13 protein-coding genes and 2 pseudogenes are annotated in these 13847 nt (G+C 67.3%); 6 read left to right on the top strand and 9 right to left on the bottom strand.

Annotation, left to right across the window (positions count from 1 at the left end; all coding sequences use genetic code 11):
• Positions 1-168: 168 nt before the first annotated feature.
• A pseudogene (locus ACWC0C_RS46820) lies at positions 169-351 on the top strand (transposase family protein); the annotation flags it as partial.
• Positions 352-706: 355 nt separating this feature from the next.
• On the opposite strand, the gene ACWC0C_RS46825 reads toward ACWC0C_RS46820, so the two are convergent.
• From ACWC0C_RS46825 to ACWC0C_RS46835, 3 genes are all read right to left on the bottom strand, one after another.
• Positions 707-2611, bottom strand: a complete 1905-nt coding sequence (locus tag ACWC0C_RS46825; RefSeq protein WP_450871188.1) for a caspase, EACC1-associated type — start codon at positions 2609-2611, stop codon at positions 707-709.
• Entirely contained in the window at positions 2601-2927 is a 327-nt protein-coding gene (locus tag ACWC0C_RS46830; protein WP_449201689.1) for an effector-associated constant component EACC1, read from the bottom strand. Before ACWC0C_RS46830 ends, ACWC0C_RS46825 begins: the two co-directional genes overlap by 11 nt.
• Before the next feature lie 526 nt (positions 2928-3453).
• Positions 3454-4110, bottom strand: coding sequence for a hypothetical protein (locus tag ACWC0C_RS46835; RefSeq protein WP_450871190.1), 657 nt, complete (start codon positions 4108-4110; stop codon positions 3454-3456).
• A 495-nt stretch (positions 4111-4605) separates the two neighbouring features.
• Here ACWC0C_RS46835 and ACWC0C_RS46840 point away from each other — a divergent pair, with 495 nt between their 5' ends.
• From ACWC0C_RS46840 to ACWC0C_RS46850, 3 genes are all read left to right on the top strand, one after another.
• Positions 4606-5049: a hypothetical protein gene (locus tag ACWC0C_RS46840; RefSeq protein WP_450871192.1), complete on the top strand. Its 444-nt coding sequence runs from the start codon at positions 4606-4608 to the stop codon at positions 5047-5049.
• 124 nt (positions 5050-5173) lie between these two features.
• Positions 5174-5470 carry a transposase gene (locus tag ACWC0C_RS46845; RefSeq protein WP_450871206.1) on the top strand — a complete coding sequence of 99 codons (297 nt, stop codon included), beginning with the start codon at positions 5174-5176 and terminating at the stop codon, positions 5468-5470.
• Positions 5446-5688, top strand: a complete 243-nt coding sequence (locus ACWC0C_RS46850; protein ID WP_450871194.1) for a hypothetical protein — start codon at positions 5446-5448, stop codon at positions 5686-5688. The genes ACWC0C_RS46845 and ACWC0C_RS46850 overlap by 25 nt, the downstream gene beginning before the upstream one ends.
• Before the next feature lie 193 nt (positions 5689-5881).
• On the opposite strand, the pseudogene ACWC0C_RS46855 reads toward ACWC0C_RS46850, so the two are convergent.
• The 4 genes and pseudogenes from ACWC0C_RS46855 to ACWC0C_RS46870 form a co-directional block, all read right to left on the bottom strand.
• Positions 5882-6507, bottom strand: a pseudogene (locus ACWC0C_RS46855) (ATP-binding protein); the annotation flags it as partial.
• Between the two features lie 1156 nt (positions 6508-7663).
• Entirely contained in the window at positions 7664-7798 is a 135-nt protein-coding gene (locus ACWC0C_RS46860; protein ID WP_450871196.1) for a hypothetical protein, read from the bottom strand.
• Between the two features lie 39 nt (positions 7799-7837).
• Positions 7838-8074, bottom strand: coding sequence for an integrase core domain-containing protein (locus ACWC0C_RS46865; protein ID WP_450871198.1), 237 nt, complete (start codon positions 8072-8074; stop codon positions 7838-7840).
• Between the two features lie 320 nt (positions 8075-8394).
• Positions 8395-8694 (bottom strand): hypothetical protein, encoded by a 300-nt coding sequence (locus ACWC0C_RS46870; RefSeq protein ID WP_449201685.1) that lies wholly within the window; start codon positions 8692-8694, stop codon positions 8395-8397.
• 30 nt (positions 8695-8724) lie between these two features.
• Between ACWC0C_RS46870 and ACWC0C_RS46875 the strand changes: the two genes are divergently transcribed.
• A complete protein-coding gene (locus ACWC0C_RS46875; RefSeq protein WP_450871200.1) occupies positions 8725-9006 on the top strand; it encodes a hypothetical protein in 282 nt (93 codons plus the stop codon).
• Positions 9007-9095: 89 nt separating this feature from the next.
• On the opposite strand, the gene ACWC0C_RS46880 is transcribed toward ACWC0C_RS46875, so the two are convergent.
• Entirely contained in the window at positions 9096-9623 is a 528-nt protein-coding gene (locus ACWC0C_RS46880) for a hypothetical protein (protein WP_450871202.1), read from the bottom strand.
• 636 nt (positions 9624-10259) lie between these two features.
• Here ACWC0C_RS46880 and ACWC0C_RS46885 point away from each other — a divergent pair.
• Positions 10260-11846, top strand: a complete 1587-nt coding sequence (locus tag ACWC0C_RS46885; RefSeq protein ID WP_450871208.1) for a protein kinase domain-containing protein — start codon at positions 10260-10262, stop codon at positions 11844-11846.
• A 320-nt stretch (positions 11847-12166) separates the two neighbouring features.
• Here the strand turns inward: ACWC0C_RS46885 and ACWC0C_RS46890 are convergent, their stop codons facing one another.
• Positions 12167-12910, bottom strand: a complete 744-nt coding sequence (locus ACWC0C_RS46890; RefSeq protein ID WP_450871204.1) for a DUF4241 domain-containing protein — start codon at positions 12908-12910, stop codon at positions 12167-12169.
• Positions 12911-13847 lie beyond the last annotated feature (937 nt).

Consider the following 13847-nt stretch of genomic DNA (forward strand, 5'->3'; position numbering starts at 1 on the left):
AACAGACCGCCACCCTCGACGACGCCATTCGAGCGTGAACACCGACAACGCCACACACCTCGACGTGCTACGGCCAACCATGCACGAGGTCGTAAAGGGTGTTGCGCAACGTCGTGAGCTGGGCATCTCCCTTGTATGGCCGGGGTTTTAAGGGCTGACCGGGCGTAGGTGGAGACGTTCACCGGGCTGCAGGTGACGCAGTTCGCGCGTCTGTTGAAGGTGGTGCGGGAGCGGGGCGGCAACGGCACTCTGCGGGGCTGGCCGTGGTCGTTGCCGTTGGCCGAACGGGTGCTGGTGGTCGCGGTGTACTACCGCACGAACCTGACTATGCGGCAGCTGGGCCTGCTGTTCGCGTCTCCTAAGTTCCGAGCGGCCGATATTTCGCCCAGATCTGCACGCCGCAGCTGGGTAGATATCGCGGGGCTGCCCCGCTCACCGGTTCGACGGGTGGCGTGACGTGCGCGGTGGTCCGGGAGGGCGGTTGAGGCGCCGGACCATGACGGTGATGAAGGTCCACGTAATGTGGGCCTAGCTGTGGGAGACGAGCCGCTCATAGTCGTGGACGTTTCTCCTGGCTCTCATGATCCATGAGATCGCCCGCTCGACACGCCACTCTCCAGGCGTTGGCCAACATTGGCGGCCGGCCCGCGTTCTGCCTGATCCTGGGGGCCTTTCAATGACCGGGCAGTAGGAAACTGCTGGTCGTTCAGTGGGCGAGTTTCCACAGGCGGATCGTCTGGTCGGCGCTGCCGCTGGCCAGCAGGGTTCCGTCCGGGCTGAAGGCCACGGAGTAGACGGCGCCGTGGTGACCGGTGAGGGGATGCCCGATGGGGGCCGGGCTGGCGGATTCGGTCACGTGCCACAGGCGGATCGTGTTGTCGCTGCTGCCGCTGGCCAGGACCTGTCCGTTGGGGCTGAAGGCGACGGTGTTGACGGCGTCCTTGTGTTCGGTGGCGTTGCCGAGGAGTATCGGGTGCGCGGGGTCGGTGACCTTCCACAGGCGGATTGTCCTGTCACCGCTGCCGCTGGCCAGCAGGTGTCCGTTCGGGCTGAAGGCGACGCTGTAGACGCGGTCGGTGTGGCCGGGCAGCGCCGGGCCGATGGGCGCCAGAGGGTCGGCCACGTTCCACAGCCGGACCGCGTGGTCGGAGCCGCCACTGCCCATGACGCTCTCGTCGTGGCTGAACGCTACCGACAGGACGGCATCGGTATGCCCGAAGACGGGTTTGCCGACGAGTTCGGGGTGCGCGAGGTCGGTCACCTTCCATAGGCGGACCGTGCGGTCGCCGCTGCCGCCGGCCAGCAGTTCCCCGCTGGGGCTGAAGGCCACTGAGAAGACGGCGTCGGTATGGCCGGTGGCCGGTCGGCTGAGGAGCGCCGGCTTCGCGGGGTCGGTCACATTCAGCAGCCGGACCTTCTGGTCGGCGCTGGCGTCCGCCAGAAGGTTGCCGTCGGGGTGGAAGGCCACCGAATAGACCGTGTCGGTGTGGCCGGAGAAGGGGGAGCCGATGGGCTTGGGGCGCGCGGGATCGGTCAGGTCCCAGAACCTGACCGTCTGGTCGGCGCTGCCACTGGCCAGGACACGCCCGCTCGGCCGGAAGGCAACCGAGTAGATGCGGTCGGTGTGGCCAAGGAGTGGCTGTCCCAGCGAGGCCATCGCCGCTTTCACCGCCGCGCTTGAGGTCTTGCCTGGGGCACCGGGATCTGAAGTCGTCGCCAGGCCTGCAGGACGGCCGGTGAGTGTCAGGACGGTGTTGGTGACGGTCAGTCCGACGGCGCCAATGGCGGTCAGCAGCGTGCGCCGGTCTAGCAGGGGCCACTGTCCAGCGACGGCTTGCGGGAATTCCTCCTGCGGTTTCTTGGGGTGGTCGGGGTGGGCGGCGTTCTGGGCGAAGAGGAAACCGTGAGCCCCGCGGGCTCCGCTTTCCACCGGCTCGGGTAGTCCCGCATCCCGTAGCCGGGCGTGCAGTTCGAGGAAGATCCGGTCCATGCGCAGCGCTCGCGCCGAGACCTCGCGGATGCCGTTGCGCACGATCTCCAAGAAGGCCCCGGTGAAGCAGGTGAGTGTCCCGTTCACAGGGGTTTTGGCCTTCTTGCTGCTTCCGCTGGCACCGATGACGTACAAGCCGTCGACCGGGTGAGCCTCCTCGAAGTCGGCCGACTGGAACACGTGATTGGACTTGTTGGCGAGTTCGGCGTGGCAACAGTCCAAGAGGACGAGCTTGGTCTCCGCCCGGCAACCGCGGAGAATCTTGGCAAGGTTCTCGTAGAGCATCGCGGTGTACGGCAGTGCTTGCCAGCCCGGATCGGTGTCGCCCACCATCAGGGCGAGTTGCCCCTCGCTGGTGCGCACCCCGTGGCCGACGTAATACACCAGCACTACGTCCTGGGCGTCGCGGACCGCTGTGATCACCTTGCGGGCCAGGGCGTCCGGCGACGCCACGTCCACCAGACACGTGACGCGCTCGGCTGGCCATCCGCACAGGTCGCTGGCAAGCAGGTCCGCCATCGCGTTCACGCACTGGGCTGCGGGCAGATTCGGGATGCGGGGGTCCGCGTACACGCCGTTGCCGATCAAGATGGCGCGGGAGCGGCTCAGGTCACGCTCCACCCAGCCATTCCTCCAGCACCGGACGGGCCTCTTCGAAGGTATCTGCGGTGATCTTCAACCGGACCGTGCCGCACCGAACCTTCATGACGAAGCCCGGCCCCCTCGAATCCAACAGCGACTTGACGATCCCCAAGAACACCGCGACAGCACCGCCCGACGCGCAGGCCGCCGTCAGCAGATCCACCACCGAGCCTAGGTCCCCGGGTTCCATTGGCGCGGCGGCGGCATCCACCACGATCCCGCCGCGGCCCTGCAACTCGCCGAACAGGACATCGAAATCGTCCGGATCCTCCGTCGAGATTTCGACCGTGCCCACCCGCGCCCCCTTCGGGCCTGGCCTGTGCCAGACCAGCAAATGCCGAAAACTGCCGCTGACGACCATCGACCCTGCCCCGACAGCCGGGCCGACGTCTCGACACATCCATCCGGGCCCTAAGACGCGGATGAGTCCTTTCGACCGTAGGGGAGCCGGCGACCGCCGTACGGCACAAGAACAAAACCTTCCAAGAATTGACCGCATGTGACCGGAGGACACCGGCCCCACACGGGCTGCCACCGTTGCCGGCAGCAGCGGCCGAGCAGGACCGATGGTGAAAACGGCTGCGTTGCATGCCGCAGGGGTCTGCACGGTCTTCGGTGTATCTCCCGATCATGGAAGTAGCACCTGGTCACTTGAGCTGGGGTGTTGGGAGTCTTCTGATAAAGGCGCAGGTGGTTTCGGGGCGCTGAAAGCGATGGCGAGGGGGTGTGTGGCCTGGGGCTATCCGAGGTTGGTTGATAACGGTGGTGTGGTGTTGGTGATGGTCTCCGGTATCTGAAGGGCCGGTGCGGGTCTGTGCTGGTCAGCCGCTTGCCTGCACGTCGGGGTCGGCTGTTGGTGGCGGGTGGGGCGTGGCGCCGGTCCAGTACAGGGCGGTGTCGATGTCGCGTGCTCTCCAGCCGTCGGCGTGTGCTCCGCCGTGCTTGAGGAGGTCGTCGAGGAGCTGCATGTAGCGGCCGTAGCGTCCCGGTGCGGGGGTGAGGGTGAGGCCGAGCGTGTCCAGGGCGTGTTGGACGCGGCGGTCGTAGACGGCCATCCGCCCGGGTGCCGCCGCGGTGAGGACGGCTGAGGCCAGGGCGTCGCCGGTGCGGAAGCCGGGCAGTTCCCGGATGATGGCGCGTCCTGCGCGGGCGGCTTCGCTACGGGGGAGGGCGGTGTCGCGGACGGCGGTGACGGCCCGCTCGGTGACGGTTCGCACGTGGGCGTCGGGCAGGGACATGAGCGCCGTCACCCACGGTGTCTGTGCGGACAGTCTTTTCCAGACGACCAGGGCTGCGATGTCCGTCTTTCCGAGGCTGCCTGCGGTCTCGGTTCGATGCGCGATCTCGTGAAGGACCTCGTCGTAGTGGGGTGAGACGTTGGCAAGGTAGCCGGCACGGGCAGGGATCAGGGTGTCCCATACCCGGCCGCAGAGGGCGGCGAAGTCCTCGCCGGTGGGCGTATCCACACTCTTCTTCACGTCCGCATCATGCCGGTGTGGCCGGTCGTCGGGTGCGGGAAGTTTGTGTTCTTCGGCGAGGCACTGGCGGTGGAACTCCGGTCGGTGCGTGTACGCGGAGCCCAGGAAGATCAGCAGCACGTGGTCGACGACCTCCGGGCGGGGCCGGCCGTCCGTGTCCGCAAGGGAAGGAACTACCGGGCGACGCCTGATGGCTCCTCGCGCCGGCGTCCCGTCCAAGGCGCCCACCACACGATCGCGCTCTTCGCTGGGGAGGCGCGCCAACAATCCCACGATCCTGCCGAGGTCGTCCTCGCTCGATCCCGCCGATCACCCGCAAGGCCAAGATCGTCCCTTCGGGCCTCGGCAGGAGCCTGCACCGGCTGGAGCCGACGCCGCGGATGCGATGGGCTGGAACACCGCGCGCCACCGGGGAGTTGAGCCTCACTTAGCCTGAATATTGCTATTCTGCTTAAAAGGGTACATTTCATTCCATTCAGGCGGAGAGATGGGATTATGTCGCTTGTTAGCGCACTGGTCTACCAACGTCGCCATCGTGTATTGGGCCGTCTTGTTCAGGAGGTTCTGGCCCTGTATGGCTTGGAGGTCCCGGCGGCCGTGGAGGTTGGCCCTGGTTTGAGGGTCTTCCATCGCGGATTCGGCACCGTGCTTCACCCGTACACCACGATCGGCGCGAACGTGACGCTCTATAACGGTGTCACGCTTGGTCGGGCCGATCCGTGGGTTCCGCAGGAGGAGAGCGCAATGGAGCGCATCGTCATCGAGGATGGCGCCTGTCTGTGTACGGGGGCGAAGGTGATCTGCAAGAAGGGAATCCTGACCGTGGGGCGGGGCACGATCGTGGGCGCCAATGCGGTGCTGACCTGCTCAACGGGGTCCGACGAGATCTGGGCCGGCGTGCCGGCTCGGAAAATCGGCAACCGAGGCACTGCCTCGTGACGGTGTGCTGGAGGGGTGGCTTTGAGCGCTCCGAGGCGTAGGCCGTCCACCCGAAGGAGACCGCACGGCCTGCCACCGCACGGAGCCGTACCAGCCCGGCTACGGCGGGCTGGGGCCGCCCACGCTGCCCCGCTGTCGTGAGTCGACTCGGTCCGCATCCTGCCCGCTGCAGTGGCGGCTGTTCGTGGCCAAGGAGTGGGCCTCTGACACCAGCCGCAAGATCCTCACCCGCGTCCCGTCCAAGGTCACGCGCCGGGAGGAGCGGCATCTGACGTTGGACAGGCTCGACACACTGGCCGGCTGGGGCATGACGCCGCCAGCCGTAGTGGCCGACGCCGCCTACGGCACCAATGGCCCCCCCGGCGGACAGCCCTGGCTGGCCGCCGAATCGACTACATGCTGGCCGTCCGCGCGGACGTGACCGCCCACGCGTGCGACGCACAGCCTGAAGCCCCGGCCTGCAACGGGCCGATCGGATGCCGGCCTCAGCCTCGCTACCGCCAGACCGCGCTCTCGGTGGCAGCCCTGACCGCCGGCCTCGGAAGGGACGCATTCACCGCCCTTGCCTGGCGGCAGGGCCCGCGAGGTGAGTTACTTACGTTCCCGCGTCGCCGCCCTGCGTATCGGCCCGGCAGGTAAAGCCGTCGAGCGTCCGATCAAGACCGTGTCCTATGTGGTGAGGCGGACGAGCCGCTTGTAGCAGCATAGGGCGGCGGCCAGGCCGAGAAACGGGCGCCAGTGTGGCGGTCGGGCTTGATCACTTCCCGGACGGCCGCGGAGTACCTCCGCTGCGCGGCGGGCTTCACCGCTCGCGCGGGGCGGACCTCCGAGCTCAGCTGACCGGGGATCGGTCGGGTTTGTCGGCCGGGTTCCGGAGGTGCTTGTTCGGTCGGTAGCTGGGTCCGTTCATGATCACCTGATGGCTGGCCTTGATCAGTCGGTCCAGTAATGACTCGGCGACGACCGGGTCGGGGAAGAGGGGATACCAGTCGCTGGGCGCCCGGTTGCTGGTGGTGATCAGAGAGCGTCCTTGCCGCTCGGAGACGAGTTCGTAGAGGTCGTCGTCGCTGGGACGCGGACATCTGGCGCATGGCGAAGTCGTCGAGGATGAGCAGGTCGGGGCGGATGAGTTCGCGGATGCGCCGGTCCCAGGAGCGGTCTGCGTGGCCGCTTGCGAGCTCGACGTGGATGCGGCTGGTCTTGGTGAAAACGGACGTTGCCGCCCTGGCGGATCGTGAGGTGGCCGAGGGCCTGGGCTACGTGTGTCTTCCCGACGCCGACGGGTCCGAACCCAATGACGGACTCGCCGGAGTGGAGCCAGCGCAGGGCCGCGAGATCGCGGATCTGAGCGGCGGGAAGTCTCGGGGAGGCGTTGACGACGAAGCCCTCCAAGGTGGCCTGCTGATCAAACTTCGTTCTGTGCAGGCGCCGTTGGAGGGAGAGGGACTCGCGGCGGGTCTTGCCTTCGTAGCGGAGCCGTTGGTGGATCGTGGTGACCGTCGTCGCGTTGAGAAGTTCCTTGACGTAGTCGCGGTGCGGCTCGATCTCGCTCCACCTGACCTGGTTCAGCTTCCGGCTGGCCAGCTCCGGAAACCAGCTCTTGAGCAGCCTGGCCCAGTCCTTCCTTGCCATCCGGTGCGTCCGTCGACCTCTCGGCTCGCAGGTCAAGGGACCGCGACGGCTCCAAGAGGCCCAGACCCTAAACCCGGGCACCGGCATGCCCATGGGGAACCCGGTGGGGAATCGTAACCGCGCGTGTGGGGAATTACGTGGTGCTGGCCATAGTGAGCGAAAAATCTTCAAGACCGGCAGGCGAGACGTTCGTGCAGTTGCCTGGACATGCTGAAAGTGCGGTTTTGGATGCCTTTTCGAGCGGAGCCGTTTGGGAAATAGTCGAGGGCGGAACATTTACAGGTGTATGCTGACGCACCTGTTTTCCCAGCCTGACCAGTATGGGTGTGACAGTGGACGGACCCATGAACGACAGTCAGCGACAGAACTCGCCGTGGAGGACGTTTTGGGCCACGTACCCCTAGACGTTTCGCACGCCTCGATGTGTCTCTACAAGGTCCTGTCGATCGTCCAGGTTCGTACCGGTTGCCCTTGCGGGCCTTCGTGGATGATGTGGAGATCGGGGGGGAGGGGTGGGCGGACTGGTGTTCGTCCCTTGTGCTAGATATTCATCAGGAATTCGATGCTCTCTTGTCCTCCGCGGATAATGTGTCACCCATTTTCTATCCGGCACCGGAGCAACTTGCGCTGACGGAAATGGAAGCGCAACTTCGATCACTCAATGAGTCGGGATACCTGTGTGTTGCATCCGTGTGGTCCCGTGTGGGTGCGACTTCTGAGAATGCCTGATGCGGCTGACGCTCAAGGGGGTTGTATTTGGTGTGTGGGGTTGCGTCCGAACTGATGTGGGGTCGGTGGACGCTCTATGTGTTGGCTCCAGCCGCCTGTTGGGGCTGGTGTTGAGCGTAGTAGTTGGTTTCGTGCTCGCGGGGCGGGATGACTTCGATCGCGGTGTGAAGGCGCTGGTTGTTGGACCAGTCGATCCATTCCGCGGCGGCGAGTCCGACGTCGGCGAGGCCGTGGCAGGGCCTGCGGGGTTTGATCAGCTCCGTTTTGTAAAGGCCGATCTGGACTCCATGAGCGCATTGTCCAGGGCATCGCCGACGGTGCCGATCGAGGAGTCGATGCCGGACTCGAGGAGGTTGCCCTTGCCGGCATTCTCGTCCGTGCAGGTCACCCAGTACGTTCGTGCCGATGGAGGATGCCGCCCAGGCGTTCACGCCCGCGTATGTCGAGGCGGGTGATCTGCCCTGGATCGAATGATCGCTTCGGGCAAGGGGCGCAGCGGTCGGGCGTTCGCCATGCCCTCGTGTGGTCGGTGTCTGTTGTAGAAGTCTTCGAACTCTCGCGGGGTGTGGAGCAGGCGGCGGCGGTCCCAGACCAGCAAGCGGTCCAGAAGCTCGCGACGGCAGGTCTGCACCCAGCGTTCCATGAACGCGTTCATGCGCGGCATAGGTCTCCCACACCGTGGAAGCGGCCACCTCAATCCCCAGCATCAACAGTTCGCCATGCAACCCCCACGTCCTTCTCGCGGTGGCTCATCGGCAGCAGTCGCAGCATCGCGAACGCGTTCGTCACGGCGAGGTACGTCAACCGCAGCAGCACGACCGATCATCATGCCGTGGAACTTCCTCTCCGCCAGGGCACCGCCCCGACCGACGAGGTCGGCGCCCCGTGCGCCCCGAGCGGTGCCTCCCACCAGGACGAATGAACTTATTGGCAAGGGCAGGGTTGCCGCCGACGCGGATGCTGGCTGCCGAGCCTCCTGATCCGTCACGCTGCGTCGAAGTCCGACCTGGGCCGGACCTCCACGACGAAGTCCGCATCCTCCATCTCGCCCGCCTCGTCGTGCCAGAGGAAGACGCGCACGTGCATCGCGTGGTGGAGGCCGGTCCTCTCCCATTCGGTCATGAGATCGGCGACGATGCGGCCGATGGCGTGTTTGGCGCCCTCGTCCGTGTCGGCGGCGGTGATCACGCCGTGCCATTGTTCGGGGTCGCTGCCGTAGGGGCGCCAGCCCTCGGACCCGTGCGGCTCGAACACCCGGTAGGTCCAGTCCGTATTGGTGTTCATAACACCGATCGTGTCACCGAAAGGAGCCTCATGCGCCGTATCGGATCGACGCCCGCCGGGCGCGGGTCCGTCGGAGCGAACAACTGCCCGGACGTCCTGGAGGTGGATGACGGCGACTTCTTTGTGATCGGGAACCTGCATGTCCTGACCGCGCCGGAGGCGGAGCGGATGAACGAGCTGGGCGCCTCGATCGGCGAAGGTGAGTCCCTGGTCTTGGTGCCGCGCGACTGCATCCTGGCTGCCGGAAGCAGTTGGCGTTTGAGGGGGTCGCCGGGGCGGGGTGATGGAGGGCGGCCGGCTGCGCTCGTGTGACTGCGTGCTTCATTTGGCCCGACTGGCCAACTGAAGCACGCAGTCACAATGCGCCTCCAGCTCGGTCTGAGCCGACGTGGCGTGGTTGGTCATGCGCCGTCCGTGATGCGGGCGAGCAGTCCTCGGGCTTCGACAGTGCGGTGGTGGTCCGGGCCGAAGGCGGTCAGGCAGGCGTTGTGCGCGGCTGAGGCCCGGGGGTGGGCCTCGGTCTTACGGCCCAGTCCCAGGAGGGCAGCGGCCATGGCCAGGTCGACGGTGCCGGTCTCCGGGCCACGCTGCTCCTCGGGCATGCTGCGGCGCAGTTGGTCGGCGCATTCCGCCTCGGCGAGGGCCTCCTCGTGGCGGGCTTGGCCGTTGAGGCTGCGAGCGAGACCGAGCCGAAGGGCCAGGGTGACCCTGTCCGATACGGAATGAGCGGCGAGCGCCTCCCGGGCGAGCGCCTCGGCCTCCGGTTGGCGGCCCTGCTCGTTGAGGGCGTAGATCAGCCCGTTGCGAGCGGCCCCCGCGATGAGTGGCATCGCGGACCCTGCGCCGGAGGCCGCCTGGGCCACAGAGCGGTCGGTGATGAGCGGCGCCGCCTGCTCTGTGCCGCGGGTTGCGATCCGGGCGACGGCCACGCACTCTGCTTCGCATTCGGCGTGCCGGCCGAGGGCGCTCAGGGTGTGGGTGTGGTCCGAGCGCAGTTTCAGGGTCTGCCAGTGTTCGGCGCCGAAGATCCTGTCGAAGACGGGCAGCAGTGCGTCGTATTCGCCGAGGGCCTCGGCGTGGCGGCCCTGGGCACTGGTCGCGGCGGCGGCGATGCTCAGCGCCCGTGGTGCGTAACTGGCGTCGGGCAGCCGGAACGGGGTTGCGGCCGGATACCGCCGATGAGCACAACGCGACGTTCGATGTCGGGTGGGCCCTGGCTGCTCCGCTGCTGGCCCAGTTCACGGGTACGGCGTCCGGCGCCACCGCGGCCGGCACCCTGGGCACGGTCTCCGAAGGCCGGGTCGAGGTCCGCCTGACCCCGCAGGCCCAGACGCAGCTGGACCGGCTCCAGGCGGTGGCGAAGGAGGTCGCTCCGGCGCAGGTGGTGAAGGCGCACAGACCTGCGGTGTCCGCGGCGCCGACCCGTCGGTCACCGCGGCCGGTGGTCCGGTTGTCCGTGCCGATAATCTTGTGCTCGTTTGGGGGCCGAGCGGGGCCGCCCGGTGGTCTGCGGCCACGGGCACGCAGCTAACGCGGCCCGGCGGGCGAGGGAGATATTGAGGCCGATGGGTGATGACACTACGGGTGGGGCGGGCGCCGGATCGCGCACGGTGGGCCACGGCAGGTACATGCTGCGGCAGCTACTGGGCCGGGGCGGGATGGCGACCGTCCATCTCGCCCACGACTCCGTGCTGGAACGCCCGGTGGCGGTCAAGACGCTCCACACCGACCTGGGCCACGAGTCGTCGTTCCGCGAGCGGTTCCGCCGCGAGGCACAGGCGGTGGCGCGGCTGAGCCACACCAACATCGTGGCGGTGTTCGACAGCGGTGAAGACGTCGTTCCGGACGTCGGCCCGGTGCCGTACATCGTCATGGAGTACGTCGAGGGCGCGTCGCTGTCCGCAGTGCTCCGAGAGGAGATCGAGAAGCACGAAGCGATGCCCTGCGACCGTGCTCTGAGGATCACCGCGGATGTGCTCGCGGCGCTGGCCGCCTCCCATGAACAGGGACTGGTCCACAGGGACATCAAGCCCGGCAATGTGATGGTCACCCCGCGCGGGGTGGTGAAGGTGATGGACTTCGGCATCGCCCGCGCGCTGCAGTCCGGGGTGACGTCCATAACGCAGACGGGTGCGGTGGTGGGCACGCCCCAGTACCTTTCGCCGGAGCAGGCGCTGGGCAGGAGCATCGACGCCCGAACCGACCTGTACTCGGTGGGGTGCATGCTGTTCGAACTTCTCACCGGGCGGCCGCCGTTCGACGGGGACACCGCCTTCTCCGTCGCCTACAAACACATCCAGGAGCAGCCGCCAGCGCCGTCCAGCATCAACCAGGCGATCACCCCGGCGGTGGACGCGCTGGTGGCCCGGGCGCTGAGCAAGGAACCGGCGCTCCGCTTCCCTACCGCCGAGGCGATGCGGGATGAGGTGGAGAGGGTGCTCGCCGGCCTGCAGAGCGGCGTGAAGTCGCCGCATGGAGTGGTGTCGGCCCTCACGGGTGTCACACCGGCGAAACACCCGCGGCGCCGACATGTCGCATGTGCCGCCGGCGTGGCCGTGGTCGTCGCGGCCGGTGGAACGGCCGCGGCCCAGCTCTTGCCGGACCACTCTGGGCCCGCCAAGGTTTCGCAGAGCAAGCCGTCCGGAGAGAGAAGCAGCCGGGCATCCGCAGGCTTCACCGCCGCGTCCCCGTGGCGGCTCGTCGTCAGCGACCAGATCGGGGGCCGGGACAATGGCTGCACCGTTACGCTGAACAACACCGAAACAGGTCAGCAGCAGGTATTTGAGAACTACGGCACCAAGTCGTTCCTAGAACACACCTCAGGACCGTTTCGCTGGGCGGCCAACAACTCGGGCTGCCAGGTGGTCCACCGATCCGGAGCGGGAGCGGCGGTGCCACCCTTCACCCGCGAGTACGGCACGGGCGACACCGAAGCCTTCAGCGCGCGGGAGCCGATATCCGTGAGGGTGTTGGACTTCAACGGCACTGGCGACTGCAGGCTTGATCTACGCGACGCTGCGAACGGAGAGGCCGTTGACCTGGGTACAGTTTCCAAAGGCGGCGGCCCGCTCAAGCTCGACCCGAGCGGACACTCCCGGGTCTACCTCGCTGATCTGCAGTGCAGCGTGAAGGTCACCGCTGCCCGCCGCTGAGAGCTGACCGAAGGACGCGCACGGCTCCCTTCGTACGCACGAGAGGCATTACTGCGCTTCACCTGACCCCGGACCGGACCCGCGCGAGTCTGCGGGTGCCCATGAATCACCCAGACGTCGGGGATGGTCATCACCATCGCAGATTTGCGGCTGAGTGGTTCCAGGCTTCCTGTCATGGCGCCGGTGACGACCACTGTCATGTCCTGTCCTCCTACCAGTAGAAGGGGCCCGCAACAGCGGGCCTCTGCTGCGTCGCCCCCGGCCGAACGCCCAGCCGGCCGGCATCGAGCAAGCCGTCACCCACGACCGGCTGGCCTGGCTCACACGGTCGTGACCAGCTGGTTATGGAAAAAGGCCGGTCCAGTCGTGACGATCGAGGCGATGCTCCCGGTCTCCGTGCGCCCCAGCCATACGATGCTCCCTCCTCCGGTCGGGAACGTCACGAGGTCGGCTCCGAGAGTCTCGTCGCTCGCCCGCTCGAACGACTCGCCCAAGGATTCGGTGGCCCGGGATGCGTCCTGCCTGCCCGCCTGGCGGTCGAGCCAGAACTGGCGGAACGGCTCGGTCAGCGACGGCCAGGCCGTGGCGTCGGCGAAACTCCCCATATTTTCCTCCGAGTCGAAGATCGGCCGCTCACCGGGGACGATTCGCTCGATGCTCTCGCCGACGCCGAGGGCCGCCTCCCAGCAGGCCACCGGGGCATCGCTGACGAGGAGGCGGACCGCGACCTCCTCGCGGCCGTCGAACTGCTCGCCGTCGTACTCGTACGGCGCTTCCGTCCAGGAGGCCTGCACCCGGTGAACGCCAGGGGGGATCCGGTCCTTCAGTTCCCGGTCGGCCGGGGTGGGCAACTCCGGGTCGAAGTCATCCGGCCAGGGCGAGGCGACGACGAGCCGGCCGCTCGGCACCCGAATCGGGCTCACCTCCGTCACCTCGACGACGTGCACGGGTCTCGCTGGATCTTCGACGTGCGTGCCCACCTGCGCCCCTGGAGTGAACACCGCCTCCAAGTACCGGCTCTCTTCCGGACCTGCCGCCAGACGCTCATCTGCTGTGTAACCCATGGCCGAACCGTAGAGAGCCCCACTGACAGAGCCCCGAGTCCCGGGACCTGCGGTCCCGCTCTCGGTACACGAGGCGGGTGGGTCGGCATCCCTTGAGCGCAGCCTTCCGCCGTGAGGCCCGGAGCCGTCAGGGGGCCGGGATGATGGTGGTGCGGTCGTGGTGGAGGGTGACGATGCAGGCGCGACCAGTGGCCAGATGTATCGCCGGGTGACCGGTTCCCCCAGCCGCTCGGCTGATCTGGCGTCCGCGGCGGGTTGAAAGGCAGAGCACTCACCCCTCGGGTGCCTCGGTCGCCAGTCCAGGCGGAGCCGGCATCCGACGCAGGGCATCAATCGCGCGATCCGGGGGCTCGCCATGCACCTCGGGGTGAAGGAAGTGGCCGCGTTCCTCCCCGTCCTTGGCCTCCTCCACGGCTGGTGGATTGGCGCGCGCCCAGGTCCGCGTGAACGCCAGTCGCGGGCTGCTCAAGCGGGGGCAGTTGGTAGTGGAGGTCACGGTTGAGGGCGGTGAACCAGACAGGGAGGGTGACGGTCGCCGCGCCCTGGGCATCCAGCGTGACCACGCCGTCGTGGCGGTTTTTGCGTTCAGGTGACTCCACGGCTGAGTGGCTGAGGTAGCGGTTCGCCGGGTCCAGGGGGTGGTCGATCCGGAAGGCGGAGCCAGTCTTGGTGAGGGAACAGGTGATGTCCACATCGCCCCTGAACGCACCGCCGACCGGTTCACCCCAGGCATTCACGGCAATTTTGCCCTGCCCTGGGCGTAAACACCCGTACCCGGCCCGCCGAAGCCCGCCACCCGGGTTCCCGGTGCTTCTCCCTGGACACCGGTGCCCGAGCCGTCAGTTACTGACCTTGTTGGCGTGATGTCGTGGCTGACAAGTGGTGGTTGTCGCGGTAGGCCGGTCACATGAGGTATCCGCAAGGGGGCGGGCTCACC

This window comes from Streptomyces sp. NPDC001709 (genome assembly GCF_053596375.1).

Bases quoted from the DNA above. Each gene is read 5' to 3' on its own strand.
- ACWC0C_RS46840 (WP_450871192.1), top strand. From the start codon at position 4,606: ATGTCGCTTGTTAGCGCACTGGTCTACCAACGTCGCCATCGTGTATTG.
- ACWC0C_RS46850 (WP_450871194.1), top strand. From the start codon at position 5,446: ATGCTGGCCGTCCGCGCGGACGTGACCGCCCACGCGTGCGACGCACAG.
- ACWC0C_RS46865 (WP_450871198.1), bottom strand. From the start codon at position 8,074: ATGCCGCGCATGAACGCGTTCATGGAACGCTGGGTGCAGACCTGCCGT.
- ACWC0C_RS46870 (WP_449201685.1), bottom strand. From the start codon at position 8,694: ATGAACACCAATACGGACTGGACCTACCGGGTGTTCGAGCCGCACGGG.
- ACWC0C_RS46875 (WP_450871200.1), top strand. From the start codon at position 8,725: ATGCGCCGTATCGGATCGACGCCCGCCGGGCGCGGGTCCGTCGGAGCG.
- ACWC0C_RS46885 (WP_450871208.1), top strand. From the start codon at position 10,260: ATGGGTGATGACACTACGGGTGGGGCGGGCGCCGGATCGCGCACGGTG.
- ACWC0C_RS46890 (WP_450871204.1), bottom strand. From the start codon at position 12,910: ATGGGTTACACAGCAGATGAGCGTCTGGCGGCAGGTCCGGAAGAGAGC.